The organism is Ensifer sp. ENS10, from assembly GCF_014852025.1.
Classification (GTDB): Bacteria; Pseudomonadota; Alphaproteobacteria; order Rhizobiales; family Rhizobiaceae; genus Ensifer.
Genome location: NZ_JACVAS010000001.1, coordinates 279,563 through 301,226 on the forward strand (window position 1 = coordinate 279,563; position 21,664 = coordinate 301,226).

General features: G+C 63.8%; 18 protein-coding genes. 4 read left to right on the forward strand and 14 right to left on the reverse strand.

Translation table 11 applies throughout. The features are described from left to right. Positions 1–48: 48 nt before the first annotated feature. The 7 genes from IB265_RS01450 to IB265_RS01480 form a co-directional block, all read right to left on the reverse strand. Positions 49–468 carry a GFA family protein gene (locus tag IB265_RS01450; RefSeq protein ID WP_192494608.1) on the reverse strand — a complete coding sequence of 140 codons (420 nt, stop codon included), beginning with the start codon at positions 466–468 and terminating at the stop codon, positions 49–51. Positions 469–626: 158 nt separating this feature from the next. Continuing rightward, the gene (gene iolB, locus IB265_RS01455) at positions 627–1,427 is read right to left on the reverse strand and encodes a 5-deoxy-glucuronate isomerase (RefSeq protein WP_057247956.1); all 801 of its coding nucleotides are present in this window, start codon (positions 1,425–1,427) and stop codon (positions 627–629) included. A 237-nt stretch (positions 1,428–1,664) separates the two neighbouring features. Beyond that, on the reverse strand, positions 1,665–2,564 hold the full coding sequence (iolE, locus tag IB265_RS01460) for a myo-inosose-2 dehydratase (protein ID WP_057247957.1): 900 nt from the start codon (positions 2,562–2,564) through the stop codon (positions 1,665–1,667). Between the two features lie 260 nt (positions 2,565–2,824). Next, positions 2,825–4,678: a 3D-(3,5/4)-trihydroxycyclohexane-1,2-dione acylhydrolase (decyclizing) gene (gene iolD / locus IB265_RS01465; RefSeq protein ID WP_192494609.1), complete on the reverse strand. Its 1,854-nt coding sequence runs from the start codon at positions 4,676–4,678 to the stop codon at positions 2,825–2,827. A 75-nt stretch (positions 4,679–4,753) separates the two neighbouring features. Beyond that, positions 4,754–6,691: a 5-dehydro-2-deoxygluconokinase gene (gene iolC / locus IB265_RS01470; RefSeq protein ID WP_057247959.1), complete on the reverse strand. Its 1,938-nt coding sequence runs from the start codon at positions 6,689–6,691 to the stop codon at positions 4,754–4,756. A 124-nt stretch (positions 6,692–6,815) separates the two neighbouring features. Then, positions 6,816–7,670, reverse strand: a complete 855-nt coding sequence (locus IB265_RS01475; RefSeq protein WP_057247960.1) for a MurR/RpiR family transcriptional regulator — start codon at positions 7,668–7,670, stop codon at positions 6,816–6,818. A gap of 89 nt (positions 7,671–7,759) precedes the next feature. Then, a complete protein-coding gene (locus IB265_RS01480; protein ID WP_057247961.1) occupies positions 7,760–8,887 on the reverse strand; it encodes a Gfo/Idh/MocA family protein in 1,128 nt (375 codons plus the stop codon). Positions 8,888–9,159: 272 nt separating this feature from the next. On the opposite strand from IB265_RS01480, the gene IB265_RS01485 reads away from it, so the two are divergent. Further along, on the forward strand, positions 9,160–9,966 hold the full coding sequence (locus tag IB265_RS01485) for a class II glutamine amidotransferase (protein ID WP_057247962.1): 807 nt from the start codon (positions 9,160–9,162) through the stop codon (positions 9,964–9,966). A 200-nt stretch (positions 9,967–10,166) separates the two neighbouring features. Here the strand turns inward: IB265_RS01485 and coaBC are convergent, their stop codons facing one another. Continuing rightward, positions 10,167–11,387 carry a bifunctional phosphopantothenoylcysteine decarboxylase/phosphopantothenate--cysteine ligase CoaBC gene (gene coaBC / locus IB265_RS01490; RefSeq protein WP_110877872.1) on the reverse strand — a complete coding sequence of 407 codons (1,221 nt, stop codon included), beginning with the start codon at positions 11,385–11,387 and terminating at the stop codon, positions 10,167–10,169. Positions 11,388–11,732: 345 nt separating this feature from the next. Here coaBC and IB265_RS01495 point away from each other — a divergent pair, with 345 nt between their 5' ends. Together IB265_RS01495 and IB265_RS01500 are read left to right on the forward strand one after the other, a co-directional pair. Next, positions 11,733–13,544: a diguanylate cyclase gene (locus tag IB265_RS01495; RefSeq protein ID WP_057247964.1), complete on the forward strand. Its 1,812-nt coding sequence runs from the start codon at positions 11,733–11,735 to the stop codon at positions 13,542–13,544. Positions 13,545–13,706: 162 nt separating this feature from the next. Continuing rightward, on the forward strand, positions 13,707–15,287 hold the full coding sequence (locus IB265_RS01500) for an ABC-F family ATP-binding cassette domain-containing protein (RefSeq protein ID WP_057247965.1): 1,581 nt from the start codon (positions 13,707–13,709) through the stop codon (positions 15,285–15,287). Positions 15,288–15,297: 10 nt separating this feature from the next. On the opposite strand, the gene IB265_RS01505 is transcribed toward IB265_RS01500, so the two are convergent. Further along, on the reverse strand, positions 15,298–16,200 hold the full coding sequence (locus IB265_RS01505; RefSeq protein WP_057247966.1) for a cation diffusion facilitator family transporter: 903 nt from the start codon (positions 16,198–16,200) through the stop codon (positions 15,298–15,300). Between the two features lie 196 nt (positions 16,201–16,396). Between IB265_RS01505 and IB265_RS01510 the strand changes: the two genes are divergently transcribed. Then, complete coding sequence (locus tag IB265_RS01510; RefSeq protein WP_057247967.1) at positions 16,397–17,179, forward strand: DUF4239 domain-containing protein; 783 nt, start codon at positions 16,397–16,399, stop codon at positions 17,177–17,179. A 5-nt stretch (positions 17,180–17,184) separates the two neighbouring features. Here IB265_RS01510 and IB265_RS01515 read toward each other — a convergent pair whose 3' ends face one another. The 5 genes from IB265_RS01515 to IB265_RS01535 all read right to left on the reverse strand — a co-directional run bounded on the left by IB265_RS01515 (position 17,185) and on the right by IB265_RS01535 (position 21,527). Beyond that, positions 17,185–18,453, reverse strand: coding sequence for an MFS transporter (locus IB265_RS01515; protein ID WP_210334375.1), 1,269 nt, complete (start codon positions 18,451–18,453; stop codon positions 17,185–17,187). Positions 18,454–18,690: 237 nt separating this feature from the next. After that, entirely contained in the window at positions 18,691–19,161 is a 471-nt protein-coding gene (locus IB265_RS01520) for a nucleoside deaminase (RefSeq protein ID WP_057247969.1), read from the reverse strand. A gap of 11 nt (positions 19,162–19,172) precedes the next feature. Continuing rightward, positions 19,173–19,766 carry an ankyrin repeat domain-containing protein gene (locus IB265_RS01525; protein ID WP_057248245.1) on the reverse strand — a complete coding sequence of 198 codons (594 nt, stop codon included), beginning with the start codon at positions 19,764–19,766 and terminating at the stop codon, positions 19,173–19,175. 552 nt (positions 19,767–20,318) lie between these two features. Next, complete coding sequence (locus IB265_RS01530) at positions 20,319–21,098, reverse strand: SDR family oxidoreductase (protein WP_113479346.1); 780 nt, start codon at positions 21,096–21,098, stop codon at positions 20,319–20,321. A 168-nt stretch (positions 21,099–21,266) separates the two neighbouring features. Continuing rightward, complete coding sequence (locus IB265_RS01535) at positions 21,267–21,527, reverse strand: hypothetical protein (RefSeq protein ID WP_057247971.1); 261 nt, start codon at positions 21,525–21,527, stop codon at positions 21,267–21,269. Between the last annotated feature and the right edge of the window lie 137 nt (positions 21,528–21,664).

Genomic DNA, 21,664 nt, shown 5'->3' on the forward strand with positions numbered 1-21,664 from the left:
AAAGTGTGTGCGGTTTTCCGCCCGCATCCCGCTCTAAACCATCGTGATCTAAGAGTAGGGCGCCTCATCGCGGTCGCGTCCGGGCAATTTCCTGACATCGCCGATCCAGGGCAGCGCCGAGGAGCACCAGATCTGCGACCGTGGCTTGAGCTCCCGGCGCTGGTTGATCGTGCCGACCCGGATGCCGACTTCCAACGCATCCTCGTCCGTGCCGGTCGTATAGATCGGCGAGCCGCAGTTCGGGCAGAAGAACTGCAGCCGCTGGCGACCGTTTTCAGCGACCTTCGTATAGAGATTCGGTTCGCCGCCGGTCAGCCGGAAGTTCTCGCGGGCAGTACCTGCGGTCACGCGATAGGCGGATCCCGTCAGTTGCTGGCAATCGGTGCAATGGCAGATCGCGACGTCGCCCGGATCGATCTCGGCCTCATAGGTCACGTAGCCGCAGTGGCATTGCCCGTCGATGCGCATGGAGGCCTCCCTGAAAGCACAGAAGCTAGAGCGGAGCAGCAAAAAGTGTATGCCGCTTTCCGGGTTTGAGCTTGGATAGCTCACGCCTGACTATCGACGACAATCGCCACTGGCTGCAGCGGCTGGAGGCATGGGGCCACGATTGCGTAAGTAGAAACTTACACGCCGGTGAACAGCCACTCGTGTTCGCGGGCGTTGTGGAACTTCCAGATACGCTTCGGCCCGGCCATGACGTTGAGATAGTAGACGTCGTAGCCGTGTACTGCGGCAACGGGGTGATATCCCTTCGGCACCAGCGTCACGTCGCCGTCCTCGACCGCCATGGTCTCGTCCAGCGAGCGGTCGTCGGTATAGACGCGCTGCATGGCGAAACCCTGCGGCGGGTTCAGCCGGTGATAGTAGGTCTCTTCCAGATAGCTTTCGGCCGGCAGGTCGTCCTGGTCGTGCTTGTGCGGCGGGTAGGAGGAGGTGTGGCCGCCGGGCGTAATCACTTCTACGACGAGCAGAGACTGCGCCGAACCGTCATCTTCCGGCATGATGTTGGTGACGTAGCGGGTGTTGGTGCCCTTGCCGCGCGTCATCTGCGGATGCGTGCCCGGCGCGATGACCTTCGCCTTGAAGCCCTCGCCGCCCGGTGCCGAGCAGATGGCAAGATCCAGATCCGAAGTCGCCGTTGCCTGCCAGCGGCTGCCCTTCGGCACATAGACGGCATAGGGCTGGCCCTCGAACGGCGTCATGCGCCCGCCGAGTTCGCCGAAGCTTTCGCCGTCAACGGATACCTTCGCCTTACCGGAGACCAGCACGAGGCAGACTTCCTTGTCACCGGTCTCGCCTTCGGTCGTTTCGCCGGCCTTCAGCCGTTCAAGCGCGAAGCCGACATAGGTCCACCCGGCGCTCTCCGGCGTCACGTTTTGCATCAGGCCCGATTTGGCCTTCGGTTTGACGAGCAGCTTGGACATGTGACGGTCTCCCTGATTCCTTTCCCGGGGCGCTCTGAACGTGTGGCTTGCCCCTCACCCTAACCCTCTCCCCGCAGGCGGGGAGAGGGAATCTGGAGTTTGCCGCATGCTCTCCACCTTACGTCGCGAGGAATTGGGGAGCCAGCGGCATATCCCTTCTCCCCGCAAGCGGGGAGAAGGTGGCGGCAGCCGGATGAGGGGCAATCCCCGTGAAGTCCGGCGACCGAAACCGTGAGCTTACTTGTCGAGCCCGGCTTCCTTGGCAAGGGCCTTCAGCGACTTCAGCCCGAGTGACTGGTATTCGAACGGGTTGCGCACGGCCGAATCCTGTTCGGCCTCGATCACCAGCCAGCCGGAATAGTCGTGCTCGGCCGCGATCTTCAGCACGGGCAGGAAGTCGACGCCGCCCTCGCTGTCGCCGGGCACGGTGAAGACGCCGCGGCGCACGCCTTCGAGGAAGGAGAGGTCTTCACCTTCGACGACTTTGCGGATGGCCGGCCGCACGTTCTTGCAATGGATGTGGCGTACACGGTGCATGTACTTGCTTGCGACTTCCGCCGGATCGGAGCCGCCGAACCAGGCGTGGCCGGTATCGAGCAGCAGCTTGGTCGCCGGCCCGGTGTTCTGCATCAGGAGGTCGATTTCCTCGCCGGTCTGGACGATCGTGCCCATGTGGTGGTGGTAGACGAGGTCGATGCCCTGGCCGGCGCAATACTCAGCGATCGCTTCGAGGTCGGCACCGAACTTCTTCCACTGGTCGGCCGGCAGCACCGGCTTATCGTTGGCAACCGACTTCGTGTCGTCGCCATGAATGGCGTTCGAGGTTTCGCAGACGATCGCCACCTTGCAACCATTGTGCTTCAGGAGGTCGAGATGTGGCTGGATCGCCTTCTTCTCGGCCTCGACGTCGTGGGTGAGCAAGTTGGTCGAATGCCAGCCGGAAACGAAGACGAGATCGTAGGAGGCGAGCTTCTGCTTCAGTGCCTCCGGATCGCTTGGCATCTTGTGCCCCTTCTCGATGCCGTCGAAGCCGATCTTCTGGCAATCGGAGAGGCAATCCTCGAGCGTCAGATGCGCGCCGATCGTATGATCGTCGTCGTTGCTCCAGGCGATCGGGTTGGTTCCGTAGCGGATCATGTTAGTCGTTTCCTATAGCATTGTCCGCGCAGGCGGATCGTTCGTGGTGCCTCATGGGTGCGCAGCGGGGACGGGGCGATTGCCCCCTCATCCGGCTGCCGCCACCTTCTCCCCGCAGGCGGGGAGAAGGGAAATGCCGCGCCCTCCGTGTTCCCTCTCCCCGCTCGCGGGGAGAGGGTTAGGGTGAGGGGCCGCTCTCGATGTCTCATCCTTCCGGACGTTGCCCGACAGGCAAAGACGCGGGCGCCGAAAGGGCAATCTTAGCCGAAGCGCTGGGAGGTGAGCGCCTTTACGTAGCCCTCGCGCGCCTCGTTGACTTGCTTGCGGCCCGAGACTTCGGGCACTGCCACATCCCACCAGTGGCCGCCGGCCTCGGTGGTGATCAGCGGGTCGGTGTCGATGACGATGACGGTCGTGCGCGCCTCGCCCGCCGTCTCCTTGAGGGCCGCTTCGAGCTCGGAGATCGAGCCGACCTTGCGGGTGACGGCGCCCATCGCGGCAGCGTGGGCCGCGAAGTCGATCTGCGGCAGCTCGACGTGATGGGTGTCCTTCAAGAGATTGTTGAAGTTGGCGCCGCCGGTGCCCATCTGCAGCCGGTTGATGCAGCCGTAGCCGGCATTGTCGAGCAGCACGATGGTGAACTTGGCGCCGAGCATGATCGAGGAGGCGATCTCCGAGTTCAGCATCATATAGCTGCCGTCGCCGACCATGACGATGACATCGCTCTCGGGCTTGGCAAGCTTGACGCCGAGGCCGCCGGCGACCTCGTAGCCCATGGTCGAGAAGCCGTATTCCATGTGGTAGCCGCCAGGCTCTTCCGCCTGCCAGAGCTTATGCAACTCGCCCGGCAGACCGCCGGCGGCGCAGACGAGGGTCGTGTTCTTGCCGCCGCGGGCGCGCTGGACGGCGCCGATCACCTGGGCATCGGAGGGAAGCGCCGCATTGGTCGTGGCGGTCGCCTTGTCGGCAGCCGTCAGCCATTCGGCCTTGCCGGCCTTGGCCTTGGCGGTCCAGCTCGGGTCGGCCTTGTAGCTGCCGAGACCGCCAGAGATCCGGTTGAGACCGGCGCGGGCGTCGGCAATCAGAGGCAGGCCGTTGTGCTTGCCGGCATCGAACGGCTGGACGTTGAGGCCGATGATCTTGAGGCCCTCATTCTTGAAGAGCGCCCAGGAACCGGTGGTGAAATCCTGCAACCGCGAACCGACGGCGAGAACCACATCGGCGTCCTCGGCGAGCGCGTTGGAGGCGGAAGTGCCGGTGACGCCGACCGAGCCCATGTTAAGGGAATGCGAATGCGGCAGCGCCGACTTGCCGGCCTGCGTTTCGACGACGGGAATGCCGTGCCGTTCGGCAAAGTCGCCGAGCTCCTTGGTCGCTTCCGAATAGAGCACGCCGCCACCGGCGATGATGATCGGCTTCTTCGCTTGCTTCAGCGCTGCGATTGCCGTTGCCAGTTCGTCGAGATCGGGCTCGATGCGGCGCGGCACCCAGACCTTCTCGTCGAAGAAGTTTTCCGGATAGTCATAGGCTTCAGCCTGCACGTCCTGGCAGAGCGACAGCGTGACGGGGCCGCAATCAGCCGGATCGGTGAGAACCTGCATGGCGCGGCGGAGCGCCGGCACGATCTGTTCGGGCCGTGTGATGCGGTCGAAGTAACGCGACACCGGACGGAAGCAGTCATTGGCCGAGATCGTGCCGTCGCCGAAGCTTTCCACCTGCTGCAGCACCGGATCGGGGCGGCGATTGGCGAAGACGTCGCCGGGCAGGAACAGGACAGGCAGGCGGTTGACATGGGCGAGTGCCGCCGAGGTCACCATGTTGAGTGCGCCGGGGCCGATCGAGGTTGTGCAGGCCATGAAGCGGCGGCGGAAGCTCGCCTTGGCAAAGGCGATCGCTGCATTGGCCATGCCATGTTCGTTCTGAGCGCGGTAGGTCGGCAGCGTGTCCTTGATTGCATGCAGCGCTTCGCCGACGCCGGCAACGTTGCCGTGGCCGAAGATGGCGAAGACGCCGCCGAAGATCGGTACCTTCTTGCCGTCGATCACGGTCATCTGGCGGGTCAGGAACCGCGCCACGGCCTGGGCCATGGTCAGGCGCACGGTCTTCTGGCTCATTGTCTGTTTCCTCCTCGTGGCGGAATCGTCCCGTTCCACCCTGTCCGCAGCATTATCGATGGTTATCCGTCGATCCTATGCCGCCTTTGTTTCACCCAGTTGCAGCCAGAGATCCACCAACGCCCCAAATTTTCCGGCCATGTCGGCGATCGCCTGCTCGTCTGTCATCGTACCGCCGAGCCAGGCCTTGCCGGCATCGGCGAAGATCGTGCGGCCGACGGCGAAGCCTTTGACCGTCTTCGAGGTGCGGGCGGCTGCAAAGCCATCCTTCAACTGCTCATAGGGCGCCTCGAGGCCCAGGAGCACCACGCCGCGGCAGAGCGGATCGCGGGCCTCGATCACGGCGTCGATCGCCGCCCAGGCGCCGCGGCTTGCCTGCGGCTCGAGCTTCCACCAGTCGGGCTTGAGGCCGGCGTCGTAGAGTTCGGTCAGCGCCCGCGGGATCGTCTGGTCGTCGAGCTTGCCATGCTTGCCGGCGATGATCTCGATCAGGATCTCGCGACCGACCTTGCGGGCCGCTTCGAAGGCCGAGCGGAGCTTCGCCACCTGCTGCGCCTTGAGGTCTGCGGGATCATCCGGGTGGTAGAAGGAGAGCACCTTGATGCAATGATCGACCGGCCAATCGATCAGGCGGCTGCCGAGGTCCTGGCTGAATTCGAACTGCAGCGGCCGCGAGCCCGGGAGCTCGATCGGCTTGCCGATCCAGAAATCGTGGTGTGCGCCGGCGGCATAAAGCGCATCGCGGCCGTATTTATCGTCGATCAGCATGCCGAAGCCGGAGCGACCGGCCGCGACCTGGGCGGCGGCCTTGACCGCCAGCACCTTGAAGGCGGGAATACGGGCAAGCAGAGCCTGGTCGCCGGCGGCCATATCTTCGAGCTGGCTGCGATGGTCGATCGCAAGCGCCATCAGAAGCGGAATGTCGCGGCGACGGGTGGTCGCCCAGTGAACGTGGTTGATCGCCTCGTCCTTGCGCAGCGCCCGTTCCTTGCTGCCGTTTTCCAGGAAGAACTGCAGCTCGGTCCAGGTCGGAATTTCAGGCGCACAAAGCAGCCGCGATACGGCAAAGGCGCCGCAAGCATTGGCCCAGGTGGCAGATGTTGCATGCGGTTCGTTCTTCAGCCAGCCGCGCAGGAAGCCGGACATGAAGGCGTCGCCGGCGCCGAGCACGTTGTAGACCTCGATCGGGAAGCCCTTGCCGACGATGCCGTCTTCGAGATTGTCGGAGATAGGGCCGTCATAGACGATGCAACCCATCGGTCCGCGCTTCAGAACGATCGTCGCCTTGGAAAGCGAGCGGATTGTCTTCAGCGCTTGCAAGAGGTCGCTTTCGCCGGACGCGATCAGCACTTCCTCTTCCGTGCCGACGATCAGGTCGCAATCGGCAAGAACGGTCTTCAGGTGCGCCGAAACCCGGTCGGAGGCGATGTAGCGGCTCTCGCCGGCATCATGGCCGGCAAGACCCCAGAGGTTCGGACGGTAGTCGATGTCGAAGACGATCTTGGCGCCGCTTTCCTTGGCAAGGCGCATGGCCTTGCGTTGGGCGGCGTCGGTGTTCGGCTTGGAGAAATGCGTGCCGGAGACGAGGATGGCGCGGGCCGAGCGGATGAAGTCTTCCGAAACGTCGTCTTCGCAGAGCGCGTTGTCGGCGCAGTTGTCGCGGTAGAAGAGCAGCGGGAAGGACTTGTCGTTTTCGACCGCGAGGATGGCGAGCGCCGTCAGCCGCTCCGGATCGGTGACGATGCCGCGCGTCTCGACGCCTTCACGGATGAGCTGCTCACGGATGAAGCGGCCCATCTGTTCGTCGCCGACGCGGGTCAGCAACGCCGACTTGAGGCCCAGGCGGGCCGTGCCGACCGAGATGTTGCACGGGCACCCGCCGACCGACTTGGCAAAGCTCGAAACGTCTTCAAGCCGCGTGCCGATCTGCTGGCCGTAGAGATCGACCGAGGCTCGGCCGATGGTGATCAGGTCGAGCGACTTTGCTCCCTGTGCCGAAACGTTCTGGCTCACTGCTTCCTCCCCGCGGACACCTTGGCGGGCCCGACCATTTTCGTACTGTGGGTGATGGCGGTATGAAACATAAATTCCGACGTTTCGTCAATATGGAATTTTCATTCTATCTGTTCCGTTTGACCTAGCCACCTTCGGCAAGGCGCTGACGCTTCTCGGCGATGGCGACGGTCAGCGCCATGGCGAAGGCCATGCTGGCGGAGAGCGAACGGAACCCGGCATGGTCGGCCTCGACCAGTTCGAACCAGACCTTCGAGGATTCCGCGAGCGGCGAGAAGGCCGAATCCGTCAGCGACACGACCGGCACCTTGCGTTCCGCGAGAAGCCTCGCCTGGGCGGCGCTTTCGGAGGCATAGGGTGAGAAACTGACGGCAAAGGCCGCATCGTTCTTCGTCGCCATGGCCAGCACATCCTCGTCGATGCCGGCGGCCGTGCCGACGAGCTGGTACTTCACCTTCAGCTTGCCAAAGGCATAGGCCATGTAGCTGGAGATCGGGTAGGAGCGGCGCTTGGCGATCAGGTAGATCGTGTCAGCTTTGGCCAAAATGTCGACGGCCCGCTCGAAGGCTCCCGGATCGACCGAAGAGGCGATGTTGTCGAGCGAGCGGTGGGCGGCGGCGACGAAGCCGTTGAAGATCGAGCCGCTTTCGAGCCTGCTATGGTCGTTGTTGCTCAGCGCCTTCAGCCGATCCTCGTAGCCGGGCGTGCGCTCGCGCAGCCGCGCGCGAAAGATCTGCTGCAGGCTGGAGAAGCCCTCGAAGCCGAAATGCTGAGCGAAGCGCACCAGCGTCGACGGCTGCACTTCGGCGGAGGTGGCGATGCTCGCCGCCGTGCCGAAGGCGATTTCGTCAGGATTGTCGAGCGAATAGGCGGCGACCTGGCGCAGCCGTTTCGGTAGCTGCGCCTTGCGTTCCAGAATGGCGGCCTTCAGCGCCTCGAAATCCTGCGGGACCTCCGTCGTCGTTTCCGGCATGGCCATGTCTTATTCGTCTCCTCGGTCTTCGGTGTCGTTTGCATCCTCACTCTAATCGATTAGCCGGGAACGGCATAGAACAGACGTTCCATTTTCTAGATATGCACCCATTCATTGGTCCTGGCAGACTGATAGGTCGCCGACAGCACCTTCTGTACCTCAAAGCCTTCGCGGAAATCGGTCGAGGGTGATTTGCCCCCGGCGATGGCGTCGAGGAATTCCTTGACCTCGATCGCCTTCAGGTCGTTGAAGCCGATCTGGTGGCCGGGAGCCACGCAGAAGGCGCCATAGGGCGGATGCTCCGGTCCCGCCCAGATGGTGCGGAAGCCGCGGGTGCGGATGTCGTCGCCGGTCTTGTAGAGGCGGATTTCGTTCAGCCGCTCCTGGGTGAAGACGATGCTGCCCTTGGAGCCGTAGATTTCGAAATCGTGCTGCATCTTGCGCCCCGTTGCGATCCAGCTGGCCTCGAAGCTGCCGGTGGCGCCGTTCTCGAACCGCACGAAGGCGCGCGTGATGTCGTCGACCTCGACGGCGCGTGTTTCGCTGGAGCCGGCGGCAACGGGGCGTTCCGGAATCTGGATGATGGTTTCGGCCAACACCGCTTTGATCGGGCCGACGAGGTGGCGCATGGAGGCGATGATGTGGCTGCCGATATCGGCAAGCGCGCCGCCGCCGCTGGCCGGGTTCAGGCGCCAGCCCCACGGCACGTTGGCATCGGCCATGAAATCTTCCGCATGGATGCCGCGCATCGAGCGGATCTCGCCGATCTCGCCGCTTTCGATGATGTCTTTGGCAAGGAAGATCAGCGGGTTCTTGAGATAGTTGAAGCCAACCTGGGTGACGACGCCGGCCTTCTCGGCGGCCTCGACCATCTCGCTGCATTCGGCGACGGTCGGCGCCAGCGGCTTTTCGCAATAGACATGCTTGCCATGGGCGATTGCCGCCAGCGCCATTTCCTTGTGCAGGAGGTTCGGCGTGGTGATGTCGATGATGTCGATATCCGGATCGGTCAAAAGTTCGCGCCAGTCGGCAGTCGCCTTGCGGAAGCCGAGTTGGCCGCGAGCCCGTTCAGCGCTCTCGGTGGTCACGTCGGCGACCGAAACGAGATCGAGCTCGAAGGGCAGGTCGAAGACCCGCGCGGCAATGGTGAAGCCGAGCGCATGGGCCTTGCCCATGAAGCCCGTGCCGATCAGGCCGATCCCGAGTTTGCGCTTGCTGGCCATGTTGAAGTCCTCCCGGTCGGCGCCGCTGCAATCGGTCCAAAATGAAATGAATTGTGCAAGTTTTGTCAAGATGGAATATTTATTCGAAATGCGACGGTAATAGGGGAACGGTGTCCATCGAAACGGCCAAATCTGTGCGTTCCGGCCAGGCTCATCTTGACCAAGGGGGAATGTGTTAACGCATTTTTACCATGTTCCGTTGGAACATCGCACTTCGTCATGGTTAACGAATCGCTCCGGAGTCTACGGGGCGGAGCTGGAGTGAAATCAGCATGTGCCGCTGGGCAGCCTATCGCGGGGACCCGCTCTATCTCGAGGAACTGGTAACCTCTCCCGCGCACTCGCTGATCGAACAGTCCCATTGCGCGACGCGGGCGAAGACGGCCACCAATGGCGACGGCTTCGGCATCGCCTGGTATGGCGATCACCCGGAGCCGGGGCGCTACCGCGATATCCTGCCCGCCTGGTCGGACTGCAATCTCAAGAGCATTGCCCGCCAGATCCGCTCGCCGCTCTTTCTTGCCCATGTGCGCGCCGCGACCGGCGGTGGCACAAGGCGCGACAACTGTCATCCTTTCGTCTTCGGCCGCTGGTCGTTCATGCACAACGGCCAGATCGGCGACTTCGAGCATCTGCGCCGGCCGATGGAGAGCATGCTCGACAACGATCTCTATTCGGCGCGCACCGGCACGACCGATTCCGAGCTTCTGTTCCTGCTTGCCATGCAGTTCGGGCTCGACCGCGATCCGCTCGGCGCGATCGCCGAGGCACTCGCCTTCGTCGAGCAGCTTGCCGAACATCTCGAACGCCAGGTGCTGGTCCGCTTCACCGCCGCCTTCTCCGACGGCCAGGATCTCTACGCCGTGCGCTATGCCTCCGACTGGAAGGCGCCGACGCTCTACGCGGCACCCATGGGCCCGAGCGGCGGCTATTGCCTCGTTTCCGAGCCGCTCAACGACGACGATAGCGCCTGGGTGGAAATCCCGGACGGCACGGCGGTCATTGTCGGTGAGAATGGTGTCGATGTCCGGCTGTTCTCGACGCAGGGGACGCCGGTGAAGACACGTCAGATGGCTTGAGGCGCAGTATCTTGATGGTCGATGGCAGGTGGCCCCTCATCCGGCTGCCGCCACCTTTTCCCCGCAGGCGGGGAGAAGGGACATGCCGCACTCTCCCGAATCTATCTGCTTGCTGCGAACGCTTCGTTCACTCAGGGCACGTCCCCCCTCGCCCCGCTTGCGGGGAGAGGGCTAGGGTGAGGGGCATCGGTAATTCGGAGCTAGCCCTTGTCGATCCGCGCCAGTTGCTCGGCAATCATCACGGCCAGCTTTTCCGCAACCGCGTCCTTGTCCATCTCCGGCCAGTCGTCGTTGCCGGCAGGGGAGATCAGCTTCACCTTGTTGCGGTCGCCGCCCATGATGCCGGTTGCCGGCGAAACGTCGTTGGCGAGGATGAAGTCGGCGCCCTTGCGCTCGAGCTTGGCGCGGCCGTTGTCGGCGACGTTTTCGGTCTCGGCGGCAAAGCCGATCACGAGCTTCGGCCGCTTGGTATGATGGCCGACCGTCTTCAGGATATCGGGGTTTTCGGCAAGCTGCAGCGGCGGCGGGGCCTCGCCCGGCTTCTTCTTGATCTTGTTGCCGGCAGCGCTGGCTACCCGCCAGTCGGCAACGGCGGCAACCATCACGGCGACATCGGCGGGCAGGGCGGTTAGCACCGCGTCGCGCATTTCCTCGGCCCGCTCCACGTGCACGACCTTGACGCCGGCGGGATCCGGGATCGTCACCGGGCCGGAGACGAGTGTGACATTAGCGCCGAGCTTTGCCAGCGCGGCGGCGATCGCGTGGCCTTGCTTGCCGGAGGAACGGTTGGCGATGTAACGCACTGGGTCGATCGGCTCATGCGTCGGCCCTGAGGTTACGATCACGCTGCGCCCGGCAAGCGGCTTCGCGGCGCCGCCGAGAAGATCCTCGACGGCGGCCACGATCGAAAGCGGCTCGCTCATGCGGCCTTCCCCGGCCTCGCCGCTTTCCGCCATCTCGCCGGCTTCGGGGCCAATGAAGCGGATGCCGTCTTTGGCGAGCGTCGCCCGGTTGCGGCGCGTTGCCGGATGCGCCCACATCTTCGGGTTCATCGCGGGAGCGATCAGCACCGGCCGGTCGGTCGCGAGCAGGATGGTGGAGGCGAGGTCGTCCGCATGGCCGTTCGCCATCTTGGCCATCAGGTCGGCGGTCGCCGGCGCAACGACGATCAGGTCGCACTCGCGCGCCAGTCGGATATGGCCGACATCCTGCTCGTCCTCGCGCGAAAAGAGATCGATATAGACGTGCGAGGCGGACAGCGCGCCGACGGCAAGCGGGGTCACGAACTGCTGCGCGCCGGCCGTCATCACCGGCCGCACGCTCGCCCCGCGTTCCCGCAAACGTCGGATGAGATCGAGGCTCTTATAGGCCGCGATGCCGCCGGAGATGATCAGGAGAATACGCTTGCCCGACAGTGTCATTTGCACCCGGCCTTTCGGCCGTCCTCTTGCCCGGCATGGGCTGCCGGGTTCTACGCGATACCAGAATATTCCAGCGGCTGGCCTCACCAGCGCCTTCGAGATCGAACCTACTTGAGCGATCCGCTGCGCGCAACGTGTCCCACCGGAGGAGGTAGCCTGCGCTGACATCCGTGCGATATGGCGTTTCGCTATGCTGGCCCCCCGGGCATCACCACCGGTTGTTCCCGCCCGTAGCGCGCAATGGAACAAAAGCCGTGCCGCCCGCGTCAACATGCTCCGGGCCTGTTGCCGAAGCCAGGGAATGCGATTAATCCGCTTTCAATCCGCGCAGGGTAAGCTCTTCTCATGCGAATAAATGCGATCACCAACTGGGCCTACGGCGTTACCGTGCTTCTGACGGGGCTTTCGGGCGCCGCCTTCATCCTGTCGACGAATAGCGCTCTCGAGGAGAGGCGCGCGGTCGAACAGCATCTTGCCCTCGATACGCTTGGCGAAGAACTTGCGCTCGGAGCGGAAGTACGGACCGACGAGGCGCGCCTTTACGTCATGCGCGGCGACGAGCGTCACCTCGAAACCTTCCATCGCGCGGAGGAAGAGGAGCGCAAGCGCGAAGAGGCGATCAAGACGGCCACGAGTTTCGGCGCGTCCCAGGGCGAGATCGCAGCCCTTCAGGAGACGATGCGCGAGGCAGAGGCACTCGACAAGATCGAGGTTGCCGCCATCGAGGCCTATCAGAAGGGCGATCGCACGACCGCCCTGGAGAAGCTATTCGGCCCGGAGCACGAGCGCCTGCAGACAGCGCTTCTCGACACGGTCGCACGGTTTCGAGACTTGACCAATGCTCGCACAGGCGGGGCGCTCAACGAGGCACAGGCGCGCAGCGACTGGTTCGCCATCGCCGCCAAGACGATGCTTGGCATCACCGCCGCCCTGTTCCTGAGCGTGCTCTATTTCATTCTCAAGCGCCGCGTCGCCATGCCGCTCACCCGCATGAGCGGCATCGTCACGCGTCTCGCCGAGCAGGACTACGCTGTGGAAGTGCCGCTCGATCGGCGCCGCGATGAAATCGGCGAGATGAACAAGGCGATCCATATCTTTCGGGAAAACGGTATCGAACGTGATCGGCTCGATGCGGAGCGGCGCCTGGACCAGCAGACCAAGGACCTGATCCTGCAGATGATGCACCGGCTGCAGGCCTGCCAGAGCCAGGACGAACTGGCCGAGGTCGTGGCCCGCTTCGCGCCGCAGGTCTTTCCCAATCTTGCTGGCCATCTCTACGTGCTGAGCGACAGCCGGACGCTCTTGACCCGCGTCGGCAGTTGGTTCGATCCGCAGCATTCTGCGCCATCCTTCCCGTCCAGCGCCTGCTGGGGACTTCGCCGCGGCCGGCCGCATGTCAGCAATCGCGGTCACAGCGACATCGCCTGCCAGCATCTCGACGACGATGGCGCGGTCGGTCTCTGCGTGCCGCTGACAGCCCAGGGCGATACCATTGGTCTCCTCTATTTCGAGGAGCGCTCTGACGAAACATTCGCAGTCGAAGCATCGCGCCTCTATCTCGAATTGATCGCCGAAAACATCGGGCTGGCCGTCGCCAATCTTCAGCTGCGCGAGAAGCTCACCAATCTGGCGGTGCGCGACGCGCTGACGGGCCTGCTCAACCGGCGCTGCCTCGACGAGGCGCTGAACCGTGAGCCGCGCGGGCAGGGCGGCAAGCCACTCACCTGCCTGATGATCGATATCGACCATTTCAAGCGCTTCAACGATGAGTTCGGCCACGATGCCGGCGACGTCGTCATGCAATATGTCGCGCAGATCATCGTCGATACGGTGGCCGACGCCGGCAGCGCCTATCGTTTCGGCGGCGAGGAATTTACGGTGTTGCTGCCGGAAGCAGACGAGGCGGCAGGTTTCGAGCTTGCCGAGCGGCTGAGGACCCGGATCGGCACCACCCCTCTGTCGCATCGCGGCCGGATTCTGGGCACGGTTTCAGTCTCGGTCGGCATTGCCTCGGCTCCGGACGACGGGCCCGTCGCTACCCTGCTGACGCGGGCTGACGCCGCTCTTCTCGACGCCAAGAACCACGGCCGAAACCGAAGCGTGCGCGCCTCCGGGCTGACTTTCGGCCATGACGAGGCGCGGCGCAGCCTCGCCTGATCCTCCGCTTATCGCCGCGCGGCAATCGAATGTCCCGCCTTGAAACGGGCGCATTCGATGCTATCTATTGCCGCGATAGAAATTTGAACAGGATACACGCATCGATGGATTTCACCCTGACCGCCAAGCCGAACCGTCTTGCCATCAGGGAAAACCGTATCCATGCCTGCTTCGATTTCACTCTCCCAACTTTCGTGGTCCACGCCTGAGGGCCGAAGCCTCTTTTCCAATCTCGACCTGAGCTTTGGTGCTTTGCGCACCGGTCTCGTCGGCCGCAACGGCGTCGGCAAGTCGACGCTCCTGCGGCTGATCGAAGGTTCACTCGCGCCGCAGGCCGGCAAGGTTACGGTCACGGGCAGCCTCGGCATGCTCAGCCAGACCGTCCAGGTCGCGGACAATGAAACCGTCGCCGACCTGTTTGGCATCCGCGATGCGCTTGGCGTCCTCAAGCGTGCGGAAGAAGGGCTGGCCAGCATGGACGAGCTTGCCGCGGCCGACTGGACGCTCGAATCCCGGCTGGAGGCAGCACTTGCGCGCGTCGGTCTGGAGGCGTCGGCGGGGACGCGCCTTGCAGCACTTTCCGGCGGGCAGATGACCCGCGTGAAGCTTGCCGCCCTCGTCTTCCAGGAACCGGATTTCATCCTGCTCGACGAACCCACCAACAATCTCGACCGCGAGGGGCGGGCTGCCGTTGCCGCGTTGATGGCGGGCTGGCGCGGCGGCGCCATCGTCGTCAGCCATGACCGCGAACTCCTGGAGACGATGGATGCGATCGTCGAGCTGACATCGCTCGGCGCCACGACCTATGGCGGCAACTGGAGCCACTACCGCGAGCGCAAGGCGATCGAGCTCGCGTCGGCCCGTCACGATCTCGCCGACGCGGAGCGCCGTCTGGCCGAGGTCCAACGAAAAACGCAAGAGATAGCCGAGCGCAAGGCGCGCAAGGACGCGTCAGGCCGCCGTAAGCGGGCCAAGGGGGATGAGCCGCTGCTGCTGCTCGATGCGAGGAAGGAGCGCAGCGAGAAGACGGGCGGCGACAATGCCCGTCTTGCCGAGCGCCGCCGCGATTCTGCGATCGGCGATGTGGCCGAGGCACGCGAACGCATCGAAATCCTGCAGCCGCTGACCGTCCGCCTGCCTGCGACCGGCCTGCCCGCCGGCCGGGGCGTGCTGCAGGTCGATGCCGTCACTGCGGGTTATCAGCCGCGAACGCCAGTGATCGACCGGCTGTCGCTCTCGATCGTCGGCCCCGAGCGCGTAGCACTCACCGGCCGCAACGGCTCGGGCAAGACGACGCTGCTGTCGCTGTTGACCGGTGATCTCAAGCCATGGTCCGGCAATGTGCGTGTCCTGGTCGAATACGCCATGCTCGACCAGCAGGTGAGCCTGATCGATCCCCGTCTTTCGATCCGTGACAATTTCCGGCAACTTAATCCTGACGCCAGCGAGAACGACTGCCGCGCGGCGCTCGCCCGTTTCATGTTCCGGGCAGACGCGGCCTTGCAGGTCGTTTCGAGCCTCAGCGGCGGCCAGATGCTGCGTGCAGGGCTTGCCTGCGTGCTCGGCGGCAGCAGCCCACCGCAGCTCTTGATCCTCGACGAGCCGACCAACCATCTGGATATCGAATCCGTCGAGGCGGTCGAGGCGGGTCTCAGAGCCTATGACGGCGCGCTGCTCGTCGTCAGCCACGACCACGCCTTCCTGGAGGCGATCGGCATCAACAGGCGGATCGAGCTTTCCTGACGGGGGAAGATTACTCAGCCCAGCGCGCTTCGCCGGTAAAGGCGATCGTCAGCCAGCGGTCGTGGCCGGGATCGCCGATCTCCTCGCCGACCTCGGCGCGGATCCGGTCGAGTTCGGCGAGGGTGCCGACCTTGGTTTCCGGCGTTCCGATAAGATAGACCTCGATCGTCTTGGAGCGCCCGACCTTGGCGACATAGGTGCGATAGTCGGCAAAGCCGTGGCGCGCGACCGCATTTGCCGCCGCCTGACGCACGCGCTCGTCGAGTTCGGCAGGCGCGACCAGGAAGATCTCCTTCAATGCCTGGAAGACCGTGCGGATCGGCAGCGGAATAAGGCAGAGCGTCAGCACGATCAGGATCGCCGGGTCGACATAGGGCGTCCAGTGTTCGTAAGCCGTACCCTTCAACGCCGCGGCGATCACGAAGGCGACGAGCAGGGCCGAGGTGATCGCACCGGACATCGCCCAGGCACGCACGTCGAGCGCCAGGAACTCCGAGCCGATCGGCCGGTTTGCCCGGCGAATGTAGAAAAACATGACGAGGCAGATCACCACGACGACGGCGGCATAGGCAATCGCCCAGTCGAAGGCGAGATGGTTGCCACCCGACAGGAGCGATCCGACGGCGTTGACCATCGCGTAGAAGGAAAGCAGCGTCAGCAGCCCGGCATTGAAGAGCAGCACCATGGGCTCGATATGCCAGAAACCCATCTGGAACCGCTTGCTCTGCTTCGGGATCAGTTGCGTCACGCCGAGCGCAAGCACGGTCATGGAGGCATCGACGGCCGAGAACACGCCGTCGAAGACGATGGAAACCGAGCCCGAAAGCAGACCGAAGATCACGCCCGTCACCCCGACGACGACGGTGGCCGCGATCGATTGCTTGAGGACTGTCTGTTCGCTTGGGGCGGTCATGATGTTGTTTTTACTCCTGTTTCGGCGCGGCGCTTACGGGTTGGCAATGTCGAAATGGTGGCGGCGGCTGCAAACATAGCGGTTTGCCTGCAGGCAAGACAGCTGTTGCGTGCATTTGCTAATAAAGCGAGGCGTTGTGTTTCCAGGCCTCGACGCTCAGAATTGCCGATGTTATCGGCGGCCGGCGGAGGGGAAAATGATCGTCGAGATGTTGCTCGGTGCCTTATTCGTCTTCGGCACGGTCGCCCTGACGCTCGCGTCCTACTTTGCAATGCGGCTGATCATGGGCGGCGAGGCGGAAGGGCACGAAAAGGAACTTGCCAGTTTGGTCATCTTTCGCATTTCGGCGCTGCATGGCTTGATCCTCGCGCTGGTCTTTGCGCAGGAGATGGTCGAGTACCAGCAGCTCAAATACGAGATGGCTACCGAAGCCGGGGCGACCGCTGACATCTTCTACGACGCCGAACGTTACGGTGAAGCCGTCAAGGCGCCGATCCAGCAGGCGATCTCCGCCTATGCGGCCGAGGTGATCGATGGTGAATGGCAGTCACTGGCGGACAAGGGACGTCTTTCACCACAGGCTTGGGTGCACTGGGATCGCGCCTATCAGCACGTGCTGAACCTGGTCCCGGCCGACAAGCGCCAGGAGAGCCTGCGCAGCCAGATGCTGGAGCGGCTGCACGACATCTCGCAAAGCCGGACCAAGCGGGAAAGCAATGTCGCGGACTCGATCGACAGTATCTTCTGGTTCGCGGCACTCTCCGGCGTCATCTTCATCGCGCTCGCCTATTATTCCTTCCCGCCAATGCGGCGCAATCTGCTGCTGCTCTGCCTCTTCGGCGCGTACACGGGCATCATTCTGTTTCTGATCTATGCCTTCTCCAATCCGTATCAGCCGCCAGCGGCGTTGGCGCCGGGGCCGCTCGAACGGGTGCAACAGCAGATCAACGCCTCGTCGGCGCCTGCGACGGGAGGATAACGGCGCTAGGCGAATTGACCCAGCCGCAGGAGATCGCCGCTAATGGCGCCACCGTCGGACGCATCGGCGCGCGCGGTCTCAGGGCGCGGCGGCGGCATGGAGTGGCCGATCGCAAACAGAAGCGCGCTTGCCGCCGAAAGAAATGCAAACAGCAGGAACATGCCGGCGCCGCCGATGGTGCCGAGTGCCAGGCCGCCGATCAGTGGCCCAAGGAAGTTCCCGACCGTCGAGAGCGAATGGGCGCCGAAATAGGTGCCGCGATTGCCGGCATCGGAGATACCATCGACCAGCACATATTCCGAGGGCACGACGAGCACCTCGCCGATGGTGAAGAGGATCATCGAGGCGACGAGCATTTCCATTCCGGACGAGGCCGCAAAACCGACTTCGCCAAGCAGAAACAAGAGGCAGCCGAGTGACAGTGCCGGCAGCGCGCCGATCCGTTCGATGACGAAGCGGGCAGGCGTGCTGGCGATCAGCACCGTTGCGGCATTGGTCGAAACCAGGAGCGCGAAGAGGGTGACGCCATCCGCAAAGCCGGTGTTGAGATACTGCGACAAGGTCACCGACCATTGACCATGAACGGCCAAGAGCAGCGTGCCGCCGATGACGAAGAATACCAGCCTTCGGTCGCGCAGGGCGGCAACAAGCCCGCGCCAGCCACCGGCAGCCTGTGTTGCCCCTTTGGTTTGGATCATCTGCCTGTTGCCGGCTTCGGGCACGTTCAAGAAGAGCACCAGGCCGAAGGCTGCGTGCATGACGCCGGCGCTGACGAACAGCGTCGAATAGGCAGCACCGACCCAGACGCCGATCAGCGGCCCGATGGCCCAGCCGGCATTGATGGCGAGATAACGCCAGGAGAAGACTTTAAGGCGCAGATGCTCAGGCGCTGCATCGCTCATCAAGGCACGCGCAACCGGTTCGTAGACGGCGGCTGCGACGGCAGACACGATGTGCGCCAGCGCGAAGGCGGCGATCGATTGCGCCAGTCCGAGCCCCGCCAGCGCCAGCCCGGCCATGAAAAGCGCTGCGGTCAGCACCCCTTTTCGGCCGATGCGATCGGACAGCGTGCCGGCAAAGGGGCTGACGATTGCGCCGAGCAGCGGGCCGGCGCCGATGAGAGCGCCGATGCCTGCGGGGCTGAGGCCAAAATCACGCTGCAGGCGGATCGCGAGGAAGGTCAGGCTCATGCCCTTCGCGATCGTCACCACGCCGGAACCCGCGATGAGAAGCAGCGCAACACGGCGACCCGCTTTTTCGGAATAGGCATTCATCACGGGCACCTGCAGGCTGGGAGCGCTCGGTTTCCGTGGGAATGTCGAGCGACGGGAGTAAGGAAGAAGACTCCCTTTGCGATTACATCCGTCGCGTGTACTCGGCAAGTGGGCAGCTATCCAGCGGCAATCTGTCCCTGTCGGCTGAGGGCGTCGGTTTCCCACTCGGCCGTGGTCTGAACGAAAATGCAAGGCGGCCACCGGCCGTGGCCGCCTCAGGGCTGTTTCACCTGCCGGCTATTCGTTCCCCTGCCGCTCCTGCCAGGTCACGTAGAGCGGTGTTGTGTCGGAATCGTCGACCGGTACATGGCGGAAGCGCATGGCCTGCTCGGCAAGCGGTTTTGCCAGTTCCGCGTAGATCGCCGCTGTCGACAGGCCGAAAGATTCGGCATCGGCGTTCGAGTTCGCATAGGCGATCTCGGTGATCCCGGCCATGCGCATGGCCGCAAGGCACATCGGGCAGGGCTGTCCACTGGCATAGACGGCAGCACCTTCGAGCCGCGGGGAGCGGAGCGTCCGGGCGGCGGCACGCAATGCGTTGAGTTCCGCATGCGAAGTCGGGTCCCCGGTCGACAGCATCTCGTTGACGCCGCGGCCGACGATCTCGCCGTCCTTGACGACGACAGCGCCGAAGGGCCGTCCGCCATCCTCGATGTTGCGGCGGGCAAGCGTTACCGCCTCGGCCAGATAGGTCTGTTCCTGGTTCATGGGAGTTCTTTCTAACGCGCGCCGGCGTCGACCAGCAGCGTTTCAATGCTGCCGTAGCCGCGCTGGCGCGCGTGGCTCAGCGGGCTGACGCCTTCGCCATCGGCGAGGTTGACGTCGGCGCCGGCCTTGATCAGCAGCCGCACGATCTCGGTGTGCTTTTCGCCGCCGGTGCCAAGGATGATCGCCTCAAGCAGCGCTGTCCAGCCGAGGCGATTGACGTGGTTGATATCGACGCCGGCTTCGATCAGCGCCTTGACGGTCTCGACATGGCCGCGCTCGGCGGCCGGAATGAGCGCCGTGCCGCCATAGCGGTTCGTGCTCTTGAGGTCGGCGCCATGGGCCAGCGTCAGCTTCATGATTTCGAGATGGCCACGTGCGCCGGCGTAGAGGTAAGGACTGTCCTGGATCTTGTCCTTGGCGTTGACGTCGGCGCCGGCCTCGATCAGCGCGCGTGCCGCATCGACGCGGTTTTCGTGGGTGGCGACGAGAAGGGCCGTGGCGCCGCTGGCATCACGGGTCTCGATGCTTGCGCCCTGTTGCAGCAGCGATTTGACCTTGTCCGTATCACCGGCCTCGGCAGCAGAAATCAGTTGGGTTTCGAGCATGGAGGCCCCCACGGCTGCGGGTGAAAGGCTGAAGGCGGCGATCGATGCGCCGACCAGCGAGCCGAATAGTCTTGGTCGCATTTGGTCTTTCCGATCATGCCGACCGGTCGAACAGGCCGACCGATCGCAGTGGTTCCGGTTAAGGGCGAGACGTGGAAGCCCGGAATTGGCCGCGCTTTCGTGCCGCTCTCGCTCTTTGCGATCTCGTGCTTACTTGAGCCGGCCCGTGACCTTTTCAAGGGCGCAAGATGCGCGTCTTGCCGAACCTGTCCCGCGCCCGGCATGGCGCCCTGGACGCCGACCGTAGGTGGCGGGCCATCCATTTGGAAATTAAATGTATGAATGATGAAAAGGGGAAATATGAATGCGTTGCCGTTCGACCTGGATCTGCTCATAGCATTCGCGACCGTGGTCGATTGCTGAGGCTTCAGGGCCACGGCGAGCCGATTGCATTCCACCTGGTCATCAGCCCGGAGGTGATGGGTACCAGAAGCGAGGTGTGATCTGACGGATAATCACACCATCCGTGGACGGACGCTGTCCTGAACGGCCCTAGAGCATCGAGCGGCTGAGACCGCCGTCGACGGGCAACGCGACGCCGGTGATGTAGCTTGCTTGGCGGCTGGCGAGGAAGGCCGCGGCCGCGCCGAATTCCGCCGGCGTGCCGTAGCGCCCAAGCGGGATCTCCTGCTGGCTGCGCGCCGCGACCGTGGCGATATCGACGCCCTCGCTTTCGGCATCCATCCGGTCGAAGCTGAGCGTGCGGTCGGTGGCAAGCCGCCCTGGAAGAAGCAGGTTGACGGTCACGCCCTCGGCTGCGACCTCGCCGGCAAGTGTCTTCAGCCAGCCTGCAACAGCGCTTCTGAGCGCATTCGAGGCGGTGAGCCCGACGATCGGCTCGCGGATGCTGGTGGAGGCGACGGCGATGATGCGTCCGAACCGGCGTTCCCGCATGCCGGGCAGCAGCCGTCCGGTGATGCGCATGCCGGCCAGCACCATGGTTTCGAATTGCGCCCGCCAGAAATCGGGCTCGATCGCCGAGGCCGGCGAGGGCGGCGGTCCGCCGCCATTCAGCACCAGAATGTCGATCGCGCCGAAATCGGCTTCGAGCCGATCCAGCAGGCGGTCGAGCATATCGGGTTTCGAGAGGTCGAGCGCGTAGCCCCGCGCCGACGGGCCGATGTCGCTTGCGACCTTGGCCGCCGATGCGGCATCGCGACCGGTCAGCGCAACGATGACGCCTTCGCTTGCCAGCGCCTCGGCAATGCCGCGGCCCAATCCCTTGCTGCCGCCGAGCACCAGCGCGCGCTTTCCAGCAATACCAAGATCCATGACCGGTTCTCCTCGATGTGGAATTCAGAATGACCAGGAACTGGAGCTACTACAGTTTTACTCGAAGCGGAATCGAATTGACCGTCGGCGAATGGCGAAGGCAGGCCGAACGGAAAAGCCCGACCGGAAAACCGACCGGGCTTTTGCCCCTCGCCCTTCTTGAGTGCATCAGCGGCAGATGCGAATTTTCTTGAAGTAGACGTTGCCGTAGTGGTCGTAGCGCTTGACCTTCTTGAGGAAGCAGTACGGTTCGTCTTCGTAATAATAGGGGCCGCCGTAGTAGTCGCCGACATAGCCGACATGCCCACCCCAGCCATGACCGTAGTGGCCATTGCTGAAGCCGATCGAGAAACCGCCGGCCTGCGACGGGGCGGCAAAGGAGACGGCGGCGGTAACGGCAACAACGGCTGCGATGATGATCTTGCGCATGATGGTCTCTCCTCTGGATTGGTTGGGATGATCGCTTCGTCATCCATGAGAAGAAGGTCTCACATCGCGGATAAGCGCGCAGTTCCGGATGGAACATGGTCATGGCCGGCTGCTGCCAAGGGGGCTGCGAACCCGGC

Coding starts and splice junctions, on each gene's coding strand:
- IB265_RS01450 (WP_192494608.1), bottom strand. CDS start 468: ATGCGCATCGACGGGCAATGCCACTGCGGCTACGTGACCTATGAGGCC.
- iolB (WP_057247956.1), bottom strand. CDS start 1,427: ATGTCCAAGCTGCTCGTCAAACCGAAGGCCAAATCGGGCCTGATGCAA.
- iolE (WP_057247957.1), bottom strand. CDS start 2,564: ATGATCCGCTACGGAACCAACCCGATCGCCTGGAGCAACGACGACGAT.
- iolD (WP_192494609.1), bottom strand. CDS start 4,678: ATGAGCCAGAAGACCGTGCGCCTGACCATGGCCCAGGCCGTGGCGCGG.
- IB265_RS01475 (WP_057247960.1), bottom strand. CDS start 7,670: ATGGCCATGCCGGAAACGACGACGGAGGTCCCGCAGGATTTCGAGGCG.
- IB265_RS01480 (WP_057247961.1), bottom strand. CDS start 8,887: ATGGCCAGCAAGCGCAAACTCGGGATCGGCCTGATCGGCACGGGCTTC.
- IB265_RS01485 (WP_057247962.1), top strand. CDS start 9,160: ATGTGCCGCTGGGCAGCCTATCGCGGGGACCCGCTCTATCTCGAGGAA.
- coaBC (WP_110877872.1), bottom strand. CDS start 11,387: ATGACACTGTCGGGCAAGCGTATTCTCCTGATCATCTCCGGCGGCATC.
- IB265_RS01495 (WP_057247964.1), top strand. CDS start 11,733: ATGCGAATAAATGCGATCACCAACTGGGCCTACGGCGTTACCGTGCTT.
- IB265_RS01500 (WP_057247965.1), top strand. CDS start 13,707: ATGCCTGCTTCGATTTCACTCTCCCAACTTTCGTGGTCCACGCCTGAG.
- IB265_RS01505 (WP_057247966.1), bottom strand. CDS start 16,200: ATGACCGCCCCAAGCGAACAGACAGTCCTCAAGCAATCGATCGCGGCC.
- IB265_RS01510 (WP_057247967.1), top strand. CDS start 16,397: ATGATCGTCGAGATGTTGCTCGGTGCCTTATTCGTCTTCGGCACGGTC.
- IB265_RS01515 (WP_210334375.1), bottom strand. CDS start 18,453: ATGAATGCCTATTCCGAAAAAGCGGGTCGCCGTGTTGCGCTGCTTCTC.
- IB265_RS01520 (WP_057247969.1), bottom strand. CDS start 19,161: ATGAACCAGGAACAGACCTATCTGGCCGAGGCGGTAACGCTTGCCCGC.
- IB265_RS01525 (WP_057248245.1), bottom strand. CDS start 19,766: ATGCTCGAAACCCAACTGATTTCTGCTGCCGAGGCCGGTGATACGGAC.
- IB265_RS01530 (WP_113479346.1), bottom strand. CDS start 21,098: ATGGATCTTGGTATTGCTGGAAAGCGCGCGCTGGTGCTCGGCGGCAGC.
- IB265_RS01535 (WP_057247971.1), bottom strand. CDS start 21,527: ATGCGCAAGATCATCATCGCAGCCGTTGTTGCCGTTACCGCCGCCGTC.